Source organism: Mesorhizobium sp. SP-1A, assembly GCF_032460275.1.
In the GTDB taxonomy this organism is placed as follows: Bacteria; Pseudomonadota; Alphaproteobacteria; order Rhizobiales; family Rhizobiaceae; genus Mesorhizobium.
This window is the reverse complement of the sequence record NZ_JAVXZD010000004.1, coordinates 325,990-340,149: the sequence shown is the minus strand read 5'-3', so window position 1 is coordinate 340,149 and position 14,160 is coordinate 325,990. Positions and strand designations below refer to the sequence as shown.

The following is a 14,160-nucleotide window of genomic DNA, read 5'->3' as shown; positions in this document are numbered from 1 at the left end:
CCACTTTTGCCCCGCACCCGGATCGGATGTGCAAAAAGCCGGGGATCGGTGGTCGTCACGCCTGCATTTCGGCGGGTCGGGCAGGCACAACTTTCTAAAAGTCTATAGATTTAGTATATTAAACCGCAGCAGGTGCTCTCCCGTATCTTTGCGCGGCACCGACGTCACGACGACTGGCTTTGGTTCAGGAAGCTTGGAACGTCCGCTGTCCGCGGGCGTTTTTCAGGCGGGCGTGCGAACCCGTTCGCGCGCGCTTGATTTGCTGACGGAAAGGAGCAGGCCATGAACGACCTCATCATGCTGAAACACGGGCTGTGGGTGGTCGTGGCCGATGGCGAGAAGGCGCTGTTCCTCGAAAATCACGGCGACGTGCAACATCCCGACTTCCGCGTGGTGCAGGAAATGGAGCAGGAGAACCCGCCCACGCGCCAGCAGGGCGCCGAGCGGCCCGGCCGCTACAGCGACGGCCCGACCGCGCACAAGAGCGCATTCGGCGAAACCGACTGGCACAGGCTGGGCAAGGAGCGCTTCGCCGACGAGGTGGCGGAGCGGCTCTACAAGAACGCCCATCGCGGCGCCTTCGACGAACTGGTGCTGGTGGCGCCGCCTCAGGTTCTGGGCGAGATGCGCAAGAAACTGCACAAGGAAGTGGCGGACAGGATCAGGGCCGAGATCGCCAAGACGCTGACCAACCGCCCGGTCTGGGACATCGGGGAGATACTGCGCGCCTGAAGCTCTTCGGCACAGGTCGTATCAGATCCGCGCCGCATGAGATGACGCGCCTTGTATTGAAGCTGCTTCCGCTTTCGGGCGGCATGCTTTCAGACGTGCTGGCCGCCGTTGATGTGGATTTCCGATCCAGCCACGTAGGCGGCCTGGTCCGAGCACAGGAAGAAGATGATGTCGGCCACTTCCGCGGTCGTGCCGAGCCGCCGCAGCGGGATGGTCTGCACGATCTTCTCCGTGCCGGGCGACAGGATCGCGGTGTCGATCTCGCCCGGTGCGATGGCGTTGACGCGGATGCCGTGCGGCCCGAAATCATGCGCCATTTCGCGCGTCAGCGAACCCAGCGCCGCCTTCGACGTAGCGTAGGCGGTGCCGGCGAAGGGATGGACGCGTGTACCGGCAATCGACGTGACGTTGACGATGGCGCCCTTGGCCGCCGCCAGTTCCTTGAACAGCCCCCGCGCCAGCATGATGGGCGCGAAGAAGTTCACCTGGAACACGTCGCGCCATACATGCATGGGCGTGTCGATGGAATTCATGCGGCTGCCGTCGTCGAGCTTCGGCGAGATGCCGGCATTGTTGACCAGCGCGTGAAGCTGTCCGCCATGCGCCTCCAGCCGATGGCGGATTTCGGAAACGGCGATGCCGACGTCCTCCGGATCGGCAAGGTCGACCTGGATATGGTCTTCCGGACCGGCCGGCCAGGGACAATCCTGCGTGAAGGCCTGTCGCGAGCAGGTGATGACGCGCCAGCCCTCGCGCGAGAAGCGCTTGACGGTGGCATGGCCGATGCCGCGGCTCGCGCCCGTCAGGACGATGGTTTTTCTTGAATCCGTCTGCGCCATGGTTTCGGCCTCCGGCGGCACATGTAGCCGAACGCCGGGGCGCTGGCGAGTGCCGTGGCACTATGTCCCGGCCACGGCACCCTACTGCAATTCCACCGGCGCGTCCCGCATGGCATCGACGCTTTCTGCGCTACCCTTCCCCGTTCCGCGGAAGGCCATGGCGGCCGACACCACAGCCAGCGCGGCCAGCATCGATCCGGCCCAGGGCAGCGCCTGCAGCGGCAACGGCCCGAGCAGCGCGCCGCCGGCCGCCGTGCCCAGCCCGACGCCGACATGCATGGCCGAGAGGTTCAAACTGACGCCGGCCGCGGCCGTCTGCGGGTCCGTCGCCATGAGGAAGTTCTGCACCACCGGCGAGATCATCCAGCTTATGCACGCCCACGCCATCATCACCGCGAAGAAGAGGATGCCGGCACCGGCGACAGCCGGGATCGCCAGCAGCGCGGCGAGATAGGCCAGCGGCGTGAGAAGCAGCGCCGCGCGCGGCCCGAGCCGGTCGGACAGAAGTCCGCCGAGATAGCCGCCTGAAACGCCCGCGACGCCGAAGGCGACGAAAGCCAGGACGAGACCCCTGCCCTCGACGCCGACCACGCCGGCAATATAGGGCGCCAGATATGCGAACAGCACGAAATGGCCGCCGATCATCAGGATCGACACAAGCTGCGCGCAGACGAGCGGCAGTGCCGACAGATGCCGTGCATAGCCGCTTTCGGCCGGCGAACGCGCATCCGCTGACGGCACGACGAAATGGCAGACCGCGAGCACGAAGCCGGCCAGCAGCGCCAGCGCGACGAACACGCTTCGCCAGCCGAACAGGTCGCAGATCACCATGCCCACCGGCACGCCGAGCACGAGCGAGCCGCTCACGCCCATGAAGATGACGCCGATCGCCCGCCCGCGCATATCGGGGCTGACCGCTTCCGTCGCCAGCATCGTGGCGACCAGGCAGGCGGTCGCGCTGGCGGCGGCCATGCCGACGCGCGCGGCGAACAGCACCCAGAAGTGCTGGCTGGCTGCCGCCAGAAAATTGCTGGCGATGAACAGCACAAGCGCCGCCGCAAGCATGTGCTTGCGCCGCATGTGCCTGGTCAGCATCAGTGCCAACGGCGCGGTCAGCGCGAAGGTGATGGAGAAAACGGCCGTCAATTGTCCGGCCAGAGCCACCGGCACGCCGAGGCCGGCGGCGACGTCCGGCAGAATGCCGATGACGATGTTTTCAGCGGTTCCTGTGGCGAAGGTCGCCAGCGCCAGAAGATATACGGCGAAGCCCATCCTGCTCTCCCCAATGCATGGCCGGCCATGCGCGGGAGGTCGGATGTCGCCTGCCCGGCACGGCCGCGTTGCGCGTGCGGGGTTTCGAGGCTGAGCTTCGGTTATCCCTCGATGGCAGCGTATCACCGCATCCGGCAAATGGGAAACTGGACCCGCCGAGCTTCTGGGGAAAGTGGATTGCCGGACGCTGGCCCGCCAAAGGCTCTTGAATATCGCAGCCATCGTCGCACTCGGTTTGCGGGGGCGGCCCAGGACATATGGCTATCGCGTCCTGTCCTTCGAATTGGAACTGCAGAACCTTATGTCGCCCTGAAGGGAGAGAAATTGAAAGCCGGCGATCTGGATCGCTGGCCGCATTTCGATTTGTTCTGTACGGCCGGCTGACCCGGCCGCAACCTCAGCCGCCGCTCAATATGTCGAGGATGGAGGTGGTGCGCTTCTTCAGCGGGCCGCCGATGTCGCCCGGCGGCACCGGATGATTGATGCCGCCCGTGGTGCCGCGGTCGCTCGGCATGCCGAAGCCGTCGGCATCGACCGTCTGGTCGGCGCCGACGGCCCGCGGCGGCACGGGCGCGGCAGGGTCGGGCGCCGTGGCGGTAGCGGGCGCGGAAGGCGCCGGAGAAGCACCGGCGGAAGGAACGTCGACGGGGGGAATCTCGTCCGGCACGATGTTGTTGGAAGGCGTGGACTTCCACGTGCCCGGCAGCGGCGCCACCGGCACGCCTTCATGGGCGGCCAGCATGAATTCGTGCCAGGCCTGCGCCGGCAGGGCGCCGCCGGTGACCTTTTTCATCGGCGAGCCGTCGTCATTGCCGAACCAGACGCCGGTGGTGAGATTGGCCGTATAGCCGACGAACCAGGCGTCGCGCGAGTTCTGGCTGGTGCCGGTCTTGCCGGCGGAAGGCCAGCCGAACGCCGCCTTCTTGGCCGTGCCGCCGGTTTCGACCGTACCGGCCATCATCGAGTTCATCATGCCGACGACCTGGGTGCTGACCACGCGCGGCGCGCTGCCGCCGTCGTAGGAATAGAGCAGCTTGCCGTCGGCGGTGGTGATGCGGCGGATGAAATGCACTTGCGGCCGATAGCCGCCATTGGCGAACGGCACATAGGCCGATGTCAGCTCCAGCGGCGTCACCTCCGACGTGCCGAGCGCGATGGAGGTGTTGGCCTGCAGCGGCGACTCGATGCCCATGCGGTGCGCGACCTCCACCACTGTGCCTGGCCCGACTTCCATGGTGAGTTGCGCCGCCACCGAATTCAGCGATTTTGCCAGCGCCGTCGCCAGCGTGACCTTGCCGTAATATTTCCCGCCGAAATTAGTCGGCGTCCAGTTTCCGATCTTGACCGGCGCGTCGTTGCGCACGCTGTCGGGCGTGCGGCCGGCTTCCATGGCCGCCATATAGACGAAGGGCTTGAAGGCCGAGCCCGGCTGGCGCCGCGCTTCGGAGGCGCGGTCGAACTGGCTGGTGGCGTAGTCGTAGCCGCCGACCATGGCCCGCACCGCGCCCGAATTGTCGATGGAAACCAGCGCGCCCTGGCTGACATTGAGCTTCTTGCCGTTCTGGTCGATAAGCTGCCGGATTGATTTCTCGGCGAGCTTCTGCAGGTCCAGATCGACGGTGGTGTCGACGATGATGTCGCCGCGCACGTCGCCGATCAGGTCCGGCAATTCCTCCATTACCGTGTCCGCGACATAGTTTTCGGAGCCCGTCCAGTAGGAAGGCGCGCGCGTTGCCGGGGCGCTCAGTGCGCTGGACATTTCCTTGCCGCTGATCACGCCCTCGTCGCGCATGGCGGCCAGCACCAGTTGCGAGCGCTCCTCCGCGGCCTTGGGATCGCGCGCCGGCGACAGTCGCGACGGCGCCTTGAGCAGGCCCGCCAGCAGCGCCGCCTCGGACAGGGAGACGTCGCGCGCACTCTTGCCGAAATAGCGCCGCGAGGCCGCCTCCACGCCATAGGCGCCGGAGCCGAAATAGACCCGGTTGAGGTACATTTCGAGGATCTGGTCCTTGGTGTGCTTGTGCTCCAGCCAAAGCGCCAGAAGAACCTCCTGCACCTTGCGTTCCAGCGTGCGGTCCGGCGTCAGGAACAGGTTCTTGGCCAGCTGCTGGGTCAGCGTCGAGCCGCCCTGGCTGAAATGGCCGCCAAGTAGGTTGGTGACCATGGCGCGCGCCAGGCCGATCGGGTCAACGCCGAAATGCGAATAGAAGCGCCGGTCCTCGATGGCCACGACCGCTTCCGGAATATAGGGCGACATCTGCTTGAGGCTGACGGCCTCGCCGCCGCTCATGCCGCGATTGGCGATGAGATGGCCGTCCACCGAGACGATCTTGATGTTGGGGGCGCGGTCGGGAATGGACCAGGTCGTGGCCGCCGGCATCTTGGCGCCGTAATAGACGACGACGCCGGCGGCGGCGATGCCGCCCCAGATGGCCAGCACGAAACACCAGTAGACGCCGCGCGTCAGCAGACCGAGCAGGCCGCGCCTGCGCGCACGACGGCCGCGGCCGCCCTTCGATTTGGCCTTGGCGGATTTGCGCTTTGCGGGAGCCTTGCGGTTGGCGGGCACGACGCGATCCTCTTCCCGCACCGAGAAGCTGTCCGAGGAGTCCGCGCCCGCCGGTCCCTCGAAGCTGGGCTCGATGCGTTTGTCCCTGTTGCGGCTCGCCATATGCTGTGTTGCCGTCCCGATGCCAATGGCGTCCCGACTGGACATTAGATGCGGCGATTTAAGGGCGGGTTAAGCAAGCGCACCGCCACGCCGCCGGAATCACGGACAATCGCCTAAGACATCAGTTCATGAACGAGACGAGGGCCGCGAAGCCGAAAACCGCCACGCCGAGCGGGAGCAGCGATATGATGAGCGCGGAGGGCGAGCCGCGACGCATGGCGCGCAAGGACAGGTAGACGCACAATATGGTGACGAGGATCGGCGCCGCCATGATCAGCAGCCCGAAAGCCGCGTCCTGCGGCCGGCCATAAGCCGGGCCGAGCAATCCCCACACGCCGACATAGAAGGTGAACGGCAAGATCACCAAGATGGCAACGACCGAAACTATGTTGAACGAGATCACGAGATTGCGCATTTCACCACGTCCGGAACCGGTAAAGCGGTACGCCGATGGAGCTTTTGGGCCGGCTGGCGGCGATGCGCTGCCCGGATGCCGGCGCGGCGCGTGTGGCCGCAAGCGGTTGCGCGCATCTCTATCGGCCACACGCGAAAGCGCGGCCGACGGTGCGGAAAATGCCGATCCGGTCGCCGGAAGGAGGACGCGTGAGCCCGCCCTGGTATGCCGTGTTCGGTGCAGCGGACGAACGATGTGGCATGGCGGTCGGACGGCGCTCCATCCTTCAGCTTTGCCAAGACATGGTCACAGGGTCAACAGCGGGAAACACACGGATCGATCAGACCGTTTTACGAGACGACATCAATCGGTGAACGCCCTGCCCCGCCGCCTCCCCGGCAACGAGACCCGGCTATCGGCGCGGCCATGTCTTCTTCACCCTGCCTGCGTTGGTCATGGTTCGAAATTGCCTAGAGGCGGGCGCAGCCCGATCAAATTTCGCCGGAAAGGAACCCGTTGGCGAGGCCGGCGTTATGGCGGCGGTTCCACCCATCGGGACCGTTGGGCATGTCCCTCCGTGCCCTCGCATGGCCCGTCACGAAACCCCCTCGTGGCGGGCCGATTTATTTCGTGAATCGGGGAACCTGGATTATGCTTATGCGTTAGATAAGGTTACCCACAGCAATAAGGACTTCTGGGGAGGTCGTTCATGAATCGGCTGCAGTTCCTTTCGGCGGTGCGACTGTCTCGTGGCCCCGGGCATCCCGTGGAGGAAATCGACAACGTCGCGGACGCCATGGTCTTCCTGCGCGAATGGCCGGTCGGGCGCCGCGGACCGGTCTATCGTTGCGCCTTGAATTGCTGCGCCGCCGCCATGGCAGCGCAGATGAGCGCCGAGGAGGCGCGGAAATCCTTCGCGGGCTTCGCGCGCATTACCGGTTTGCTGGTCGACGACGGCCCGACGCCGCTCATCGCCGAGCGCCATGCGGCGATCCGGCGGCTGGCGAGCTGACGGAAGCAGGCGTTCCGCCTCACGGAACATCGCCGGCTGGGCGCCGGACGGCAGCGTTTGCGCCGAGAAAATTCAATTCTGCTGGATCGAGATGCCCTTGTCGTCGATCTTCAGTTCGACGCCTTGCGGCTTGGTCTCTTCCTTGTAGACATAGATCCCAAGTCCGAGAACGACGACGACGAGCGCGCCGATGACAAGGTACAGCGTATTGCGGTTCATGGCGCGCTCCTCGATTTGCTGCGTCAGGCGGATTTCACCAGTCGTATCAGCACCAGAAGAATGATGGCGCCGATGGCGGAATGGATGATGGCCGCCAATATGCCGGTTCCGAGGCTGATGCCCAGCGTCGGGAACAACCAGCCCGCAATCAGCGCGCCGACGATACCTACGACAATATTGCCGAGAAGGCCGAAGCCGTATCCTTTTACGACGAGACCCGCAATCCAGCCGGCAACGGCGCCGACGATGAGAAAGATGATCAGGCTTTCAATTCCCATGGATGTCCTCCGCAGACAGCCGACACGGGAGCATCGGCCCCGAATCGACCAAGGGTTGCAACAGGTGCCAAGCTAAAGCATGTCTCCCGAAAGTGGAAACCGGTTTCGGGATCAAGGCACGCGCAAAAACAAGCCCCTGAGGCGCTGGAGCGAAGCGGAAAGATCAACGCGCTTCACGAAGCGGTTTTCCGACGAATTCCAGCAACAGGCCAGGATCGGGGGCGACACGGCCGCGCCCATCCTCACTCGTCGTCGTCTCGCGAGGCTGGACGCCAGCTCGTCGGCGTGATTTTCTTCTGGGTGCTGGAATCCGTATAGGCCCACCACGCGCCGTCGTCCCAGCGCGCGAGCGACTCGTTCATCACCCCGTCGCCGTCGGTCCAGTAGACGGTGACCTTGCTGCCGTCCTTCGGCGCGGTGGAAATGGGCTGGCGGTCGGACATGTCGTTCCCCTCGTTTGACGTGCGCCAGCATAACGCCGGCGCACCTCTCCGGTTCCCGCCTCGCTGACCGCCGTGTCGGCAGCTTCGGCCCGGTCAGCTATGGGCGAAGATATCCTCTTCCGGCCAGCCCATCAGGTCGAGCCTGGCGCGCGTCGGCAGGAAGCGGAAGCAGGCTTCCGCTTCGCGTGCGCGCCCCTCGCGCGCCAGCCGTCCGGCCAGCACGTCGCGCAGCCGGTGCAGGTAGAGAACGTCGGACGCGGCGTATTCGAGCTGCTCCGGCGTCAGCGTCTCGGCCGCCCAGTCGGACGACTGCTGCTGCTTGGAGATGGTCACGCCGAGCAGTTCGTTGCAGATGTCCTTCAAGCCGTGCCGGTCGGTATAGGTGCGCGTCAGCCGCGAGGCGATCTTGGTGCAGAACACGGGCTCCGCCATGACCCCGAAGGTGTGGTAGAGCACGGCGATGTCGAAGCGGCCGTAATGGAACAGTTTTGTCACCTTGCGGTTGCGCAGCAGCGCCACCAGGTTCGGCGCTCGCCTTTGACCGTGCGCGATCTGGATCACGTCGGCGGTTCCGTCGCCGGGCGAGATCTGCACCACGCACAGCCGGTCGCGGTGCGGATTGAGCCCCAGGGTCTCGGTGTCGATGGCGACCGCATCGACATTGTAGTGGGAGAGATCGGGCAGGTCGCCCTTGTGGAAACGGATCTTGGCGTTGCTCATGATGTCTTTCAGCCCTTCGCGCTCAGCGCGGCGAGGATCCGCGCCCAGGAGCGCTGCCCCTTGGCGAAGGAATTGAGGTCGTATTTCTCGTTGGGGGAATGGATACGGTCATCCGACAGGGCGAAGCCGACGAGCAGCGATTCCATGCCGAGGTAAGTGCGGAAATCGCCGACGATGGGAATGGACCCCCCGCTGCCCACCATGGCGGCGGGCTGGTTCCATTCGTCGGTCAGCGCCTGCTTCGCCTCGGTCAGAAAGGGCGAGTCGTAGGACAGCTGGATGGCCGGCGAGCCGCCATGCGGGTGGAATTCTATCTTGCAGTCGGCCGGCACGCGCTCGGCGGCGAACTGGCGGAAGGCCGCGCGGATCTTCTTTGGGTCCTGCTTTTGCACGAGCCGGAACGAAACCTTAGCATAGGCTTCAGCGGCGATCACCGTCTTGAAGCCCTTTCCGGTGTAGCCGCCGGAAATGCCGTTGAACTCGGCCGTCGGCCGCGCCCAGATCATCTCCAGCACCGAGCGTCCCTTCTCGCCGGCCGGCTGCGACAGTCCGATAGGGCCGAGGAAACCCTCGGCCGTCTCGCCCAGCGCCTCCCACGACTTCAGCACCTGCGAGGGCGTCTCTTCCACGCCGTCATAGAAGCCGGGAATGGTGACGCGGCCGTCCGCGTCGTGGATATCGGCCAATATCTTCGCCAGGATGCGGATCGGATTGGCGGCCGGGCCGCCATACATGCCCGAATGCAGGTCGCGGCTGGCGGCCTTGACCGTGATCTCCTCGCCCACCAGGCCGCGCAGCGACGTGCAGATGGAGGGCGTGGTGCGGTTCCACATGTCGGTGTCGCACACCAGCGCGAAGTCGGCCTTCAGCTCCTCGGCGTTGGCCTCGAGGAAGGGCTTGAGCGAGGGCGAGCCGGACTCCTCCTCGCCCTCGAACAGGAGCGTGATCCTGCAGGGCAGGGAACCGTGCTCGGCCTTCCAGGCCCGGCAAGCCTCCACGAAGGTCATCAACTGGCCCTTGTCGTCGGAGGAGCCGCGCCCGGTGATGACCTTGCGGCCGGGCTCGATCTCCCGGATCGACGGCGTGAAGGGGTCGCTCTCCCACAGATCGAGCGGATCGACCGGCTGCACGTCGTAGTGGCCGTAGAACAGGAGATGCGGGCTGCCTTCGGGGCCGTCGTGATGGGCCACCACCATGGGATGGCCGGGCGTGGCGCGCAGCGAGGCGTCGAAACCGATCGTCTTCAGATCGGCCACCAGCCATTCGGCCGCCTTGCGGCAATCGGCGGCGAAATCGGGGTCGGTCGAAATGGACCTGATGCGCAGCAGTTCGAACAGGCGTTCGAGGCTCTGGTCGAGCCCCTTGTCGAGACGATCTAGGACGGGAGAAAGCGCGGACATGCTGGATTGCCTTTCGATTCTGCGCGACAACCGTAATAGCGGCACGGTAAAACGGGAAGGTGCTTGTTGCGCATGGCGCGTCGCAACCGGGACAAAAAAATGCCGCCGTGGCGGAGGGGGAACCACGGCGGCGTTACTCGAAACGATGCGGCAGCCCGGAGAGGGGGATAAGGCTGCCGCAGTGTCCGGTATAGGCGGGGGACGGGCCTTGCTCCGGACTTCGGCAAAAACTGCCGATGACCGTTATTTGTGTCGGTGAACATGGCGATTCAAGGGCACGAACATTACATCTTTGTAACATGGCCGTGATAACGAGGCTCCCCCGATTCGGGGTGGGCCAGCGCGGCCGCATACCACAGGCCGGACAGCCGGATCGATCCCCGGAAAGTCCTATATTGTCAGGGTCTTGCGGCAGCTTCGGCTTTGCCCATGGACAGCTCCCGCCCCCCACGTTACGGCTACCAGCCATGAAAAAAGGCGATCATCTCTTTCTCGTCGACGGCTCCGGCTACATCTTTCGCGCCTACCACGCGCTGCCGCCGCTCACGCGCAAATCCGACGGCCTGCCGGTGGGCGCCGTCTCGGGTTTCTGCAACATGCTTTGGAAGCTGCTGCGCGAGGCCCGCAACACCGATGTCGGCATCACACCGACCCATTTCGCCGTCATCTTCGATTATTCGTCCAAGACGTTCCGCAACGACCTCTACCCCGAATACAAGGCCAACCGTTCCGCGCCGCCCGAAGACCTGATCCCGCAATTCGGGCTGATCCGCCAGGCGACGCGCGCCTTCGGCCTGCCCTGCATCGAGATGGAAGGTTTCGAGGCCGACGACCTGATCGCCACCTATTGCCGGCTGGCCTGCGAGGCGGGGGGCGACACCACCATCATCTCCTCCGACAAGGACCTGATGCAGCTCGTCGGCCCGACCGTGGGCATGTACGACCCGATGAAGGATCGCCAGATCGGCATCCCCGAAGTCATCGAGAAATGGGGCGTGCCGCCCGAAAAGATGATCGAATTGCAGGCGCTGACCGGCGATTCCATCGACAACGTGCCGGGCGTGCCGGGCATCGGCCCCAAGACGGCCGCGCAATTGCTGGAGCAGTTCGGCACGCTGGACGCGCTGCTGGAGCGCGCCGGCGAGATCAAGCAGGAGAAGCGCCGGCAGTCGATCATCGACAATGCCGACAAGGCGCGCATCTCGCGCGAACTGGTGACGCTGAGGAATGACGTCGCCGTCGCCGAGACGCTTGAAGACCTCGTGTTGCAGCCGTCGGATGGCCCGAGGCTGATTTCTTTCCTGAAAGCGATGGAGTTCTCGTCCCTGACGCGGCGCGTGGCCGACGCCACCGGCGCCGAGCCCGCCGACATCGAGGCCGCCACGGTGGCGGTGGAGCGCGGCGACACCGCGCATGGACCGGATATCGGCGCGGGCGAAGCCGAAGCCGCGCCTGCCGCCGAGGACGAGGCGGCCGCGATGGGCCCGGCCGCCAAGGAGGAAGGCCCCTCGCCCTCCCTGCTCTCGGCCCTGCGCGCCGAGGCGGCGGTGGCCGACAGGATCGACGTGAATGCCTATCATTGCATCCGCGACCTGCCCACGCTGGAGGCATGGATCGCCGAGGCCCGCGAGGCCGGGCTCGTCGCCTTCGACACGGAGACGACTTCGCTCGACCCCATGCAGGCGGAACTGTGCGGCATTTCCATCGCGACGCGGCCCGGGCACGCGGCCTATGTTCCGCTGGGCCACAGAAACGGCAACGACGACCTGCTCGGCGGCGGGCTGGTCGAAAACCAGATTCCGATCCGCAACGCCTTGGCGGCGCTGAAGCCGTTGCTGGAGGACGGATCCGTCCTCAAGATCGCGCAGAACCTGAAATACGATCTCGTCGTCATGCACAGGCACGGCATCGACGTCGCACCCTATGACGATACCATGCTGATCTCCTATGTGCTGGACGCGGGCACTTCCGGCGGCCACGGCATGGACGCGCTCTCGGAGAAATGGCTCGGCCACAAGCCGATCGCCTTCAAGGAGGTCGCCGGTTCGGGCAAGGGCTTCATCGGCTTCCATCAGGTGCCGCTCGACAAGGCGACCTGCTACGCCGCCGAGGATGCCGACGTCACGCTCAGGCTCTGGCGGGTGCTGAAGCCGCGGCTTGCCGCCAAGGGGCTGGTTTCGGTCTATGAGCGGCTGGAGCGGCCGCTGGTGCCGGTGCTGGCGAAGATGGAGCAGCGCGGCATTTCGGTGGACCGGCAGATCCTGTCGCGGCTGTCGGGCGAACTGGCGCAAGGCGCGGCCAGGCTGGAGGACGAGATCTACCGGCTCGCCGGGGAAAGATTCACCATCGGCTCGCCCAAGCAGCTCGGTGACATATTGTTCGGCCGCATGGGCCTGCCGGGCGGTTCCAAGACCAAGACCGGGCAATGGTCCACCTCTGCCCAGGTGCTGGAGGATTTGGCCGCCGAAGGCCATGAACTGCCCCGCAAGATCGTGGACTGGCGCCAGCTGACCAAGCTGAAATCCACCTACACCGACGCCCTCCCCGGCTTCATCCATCCTCAGACGCAGCGCGTGCACACCTCCTACGCCCTTGCCGCCACGACGACGGGGCGCCTTTCCTCCTCCGACCCCAATCTGCAGAACATCCCGGTGCGCACGGCGGAGGGCCGCCGGATCAGGACGGCCTTCATCGCCGAAAAGGGCAACAAGCTGATCTCGGCCGACTACAGCCAGATCGAGCTGCGCGTGCTGGCCCATGTCGCCGATATCCCGCAGTTGAAGCAGGCCTTCGCCGACGGCGCCGACATCCATGCCATCACCGCCTCGGAAATGTTCGGCGTGCCGGTCGAGGGCATGCCCTCGGAAGTGCGCCGGCGCGCCAAGGCGATCAATTTCGGCATCATCTACGGCATCTCGGCCTTCGGCCTGTCGAACCAGCTTTCGATTCCGCGCGAAGAAGCGGCGGACTATATAAAGAAGTATTTCGAGCGCTTTCCCGGCATCCGCGATTACATTGACACCACCAAGACCTATGCGCGCGAGAACGGCTATGTGGAGACGGTGTTCGGCCGCCGCATCCACTATCCCGAAATCCGCTCGCCCAACCCCTCGGTGCGCGCCTTCAACGAGCGGGCCTCGATCAACGCCCGCCTGCAGGGCACGGCGGCCGACATCATCCGCCGCGCCATGGTGCGCATGGACGACGCACTCGCCAGGGCTGGCCTGTCGGCCCGCATGCTCCTGCAAGTGCACGACGAACTGATCTTCGAGACGGCGGAGGCGGAAGTCGAGGCGACGATCCCCGTGGTGCGCGACGTGATGGAGAACGCGGCGATGCCGGCCGTTTCGCTGTCCGTGCCGCTCAAGGTCGACGCCCGCGCCGCCGACAATTGGGACGAGGCGCATTAAACCGGAGAACCCCGGCGTGATGGAAGATAAAAAAGTCATAGGCCCCGCTTCGTACTTTCCCTCTGTCGAAAAAGACCTACGGCAAGTCCATAAGTCACTGGCTGACGCTTCTGGACGGCGTGAAGGAGATGAAGCACATGGAGATGGTCGCCATGCTCAAGTCAGAGCATGGGATGGGCCACGGGCATGCCAATGCCCTGGTTGCCCACTACCGCGCCGGGAACGCAGCTTAAAATTGCTCGATACGACCGAGGCTACGGCGCGAAGACGCTATCCCTGATCGGACTAGGCCGCCTCCGCCCGACATTTCGCGCAGGTGCCGCGGAATTCGATCACCGCCTTCTTCGGCGCAAAACCGGTGGAACGCACCCAATCATCGAGCTGATGGCCGATATCGTGATCGGAAAACTCCGCCACCTGTCCGCACTGATCGCAAATGGCGAAGGCCGTCATCGAATGGCTGTGGTCGTGCGGCTCGCAGCAGGCAACGAAGGCGTTGAGGCTTTCCAGGCGGTGGACGAGGCCTTCCTTCATCAGCGTGTCCAGCGCCCGATAGACCTGCAAGGGTGCGCGAAATCCGCGCTCGCGCAACTGGTCGAGCAGCATATAGGCGCTGAGCGGGCCACTGGCGGCCTCGAGCTTCTCGAGCACGCAGAGCTGGTTCTTGGTCAGAGCATTCCTTGCCGTCATAGTCCCATCCCGTTCGGGCCAGCCTCTGAAATAGCGACGAAAGCATGAATTTTCCACCGCCGCATAGATCGCGCGCATGA

13 protein-coding genes and 1 pseudogene are annotated in these 14,160 nt (G+C 65.0%); 4 read left to right on the top strand and 10 right to left on the bottom strand.

All coding sequences use genetic code 11. The features are described 5' to 3' along the window. Positions 1-282: 282 nt before the first annotated feature. Positions 283-732: a host attachment family protein gene (locus QU595_RS19985; RefSeq protein ID WP_315925123.1), complete on the top strand. Its 450-nt coding sequence runs from the start codon at positions 283-285 to the stop codon at positions 730-732. 89 nt (positions 733-821) lie between these two features. Here the strand turns inward: QU595_RS19985 and QU595_RS19980 are convergent, their stop codons facing one another. The 4 genes from QU595_RS19980 to QU595_RS19965 all read right to left on the bottom strand — a co-directional run bounded on the left by QU595_RS19980 (position 822) and on the right by QU595_RS19965 (position 5,929). After that, entirely contained in the window at positions 822-1,571 is a 750-nt protein-coding gene (locus QU595_RS19980; RefSeq protein WP_315925121.1) for an SDR family oxidoreductase, read from the bottom strand. Between the two features lie 81 nt (positions 1,572-1,652). Then, entirely contained in the window at positions 1,653-2,843 is a 1,191-nt protein-coding gene (locus tag QU595_RS19975; protein ID WP_315925119.1) for an MFS transporter, read from the bottom strand. Positions 2,844-3,240: 397 nt separating this feature from the next. Then, complete coding sequence (locus tag QU595_RS19970; RefSeq protein ID WP_315925117.1) at positions 3,241-5,514, bottom strand: transglycosylase domain-containing protein; 2,274 nt, start codon at positions 5,512-5,514, stop codon at positions 3,241-3,243. 121 nt (positions 5,515-5,635) lie between these two features. Further along, positions 5,636-5,929: a hypothetical protein gene (locus QU595_RS19965; RefSeq protein WP_315925115.1), complete on the bottom strand. Its 294-nt coding sequence runs from the start codon at positions 5,927-5,929 to the stop codon at positions 5,636-5,638. Between the two features lie 688 nt (positions 5,930-6,617). Here QU595_RS19965 and QU595_RS19960 point away from each other — a divergent pair. After that, positions 6,618-6,920: a DUF982 domain-containing protein gene (locus QU595_RS19960; RefSeq protein ID WP_315925112.1), complete on the top strand. Its 303-nt coding sequence runs from the start codon at positions 6,618-6,620 to the stop codon at positions 6,918-6,920. Positions 6,921-6,992: 72 nt separating this feature from the next. Here the strand turns inward: QU595_RS19960 and QU595_RS19955 are convergent, their stop codons facing one another. The 5 genes from QU595_RS19955 to QU595_RS19935 form a co-directional block, all read right to left on the bottom strand. Then, positions 6,993-7,139 carry a hypothetical protein gene (locus tag QU595_RS19955; RefSeq protein WP_315925110.1) on the bottom strand — a complete coding sequence of 49 codons (147 nt, stop codon included), beginning with the start codon at positions 7,137-7,139 and terminating at the stop codon, positions 6,993-6,995. A gap of 23 nt (positions 7,140-7,162) precedes the next feature. Then, a complete protein-coding gene (locus QU595_RS19950; RefSeq protein ID WP_315925108.1) occupies positions 7,163-7,417 on the bottom strand; it encodes a GlsB/YeaQ/YmgE family stress response membrane protein in 255 nt (84 codons plus the stop codon). Positions 7,418-7,659: 242 nt separating this feature from the next. After that, positions 7,660-7,860, bottom strand: a complete 201-nt coding sequence (locus tag QU595_RS19945) for a hypothetical protein (protein WP_315925106.1) — start codon at positions 7,858-7,860, stop codon at positions 7,660-7,662. A gap of 93 nt (positions 7,861-7,953) precedes the next feature. Further along, the gene (locus tag QU595_RS19940) at positions 7,954-8,580 is read right to left on the bottom strand and encodes a ribonuclease D (RefSeq protein WP_315925104.1); all 627 of its coding nucleotides are present in this window, start codon (positions 8,578-8,580) and stop codon (positions 7,954-7,956) included. An 8-nt stretch (positions 8,581-8,588) separates the two neighbouring features. Further along, positions 8,589-9,980, bottom strand: coding sequence for a M20/M25/M40 family metallo-hydrolase (locus QU595_RS19935; protein WP_315925102.1), 1,392 nt, complete (start codon positions 9,978-9,980; stop codon positions 8,589-8,591). 467 nt (positions 9,981-10,447) lie between these two features. Here QU595_RS19935 and polA point away from each other — a divergent pair, with 467 nt between their 5' ends. Both polA and QU595_RS19925 read left to right on the top strand, forming a co-directional pair. After that, a complete protein-coding gene (polA, locus tag QU595_RS19930) occupies positions 10,448-13,390 on the top strand; it encodes a DNA polymerase I (RefSeq protein ID WP_315925100.1) in 2,943 nt (980 codons plus the stop codon). Positions 13,391-13,409: 19 nt separating this feature from the next. Continuing rightward, positions 13,410-13,623: pseudogene (locus tag QU595_RS19925) on the top strand (DUF4287 domain-containing protein). A 52-nt stretch (positions 13,624-13,675) separates the two neighbouring features. On the opposite strand, the gene QU595_RS19920 reads toward QU595_RS19925, so the two are convergent. Further along, the gene (locus QU595_RS19920) at positions 13,676-14,080 is read right to left on the bottom strand and encodes a Fur family transcriptional regulator (protein ID WP_315925099.1); all 405 of its coding nucleotides are present in this window, start codon (positions 14,078-14,080) and stop codon (positions 13,676-13,678) included. Between the last annotated feature and the right edge of the window lie 80 nt (positions 14,081-14,160).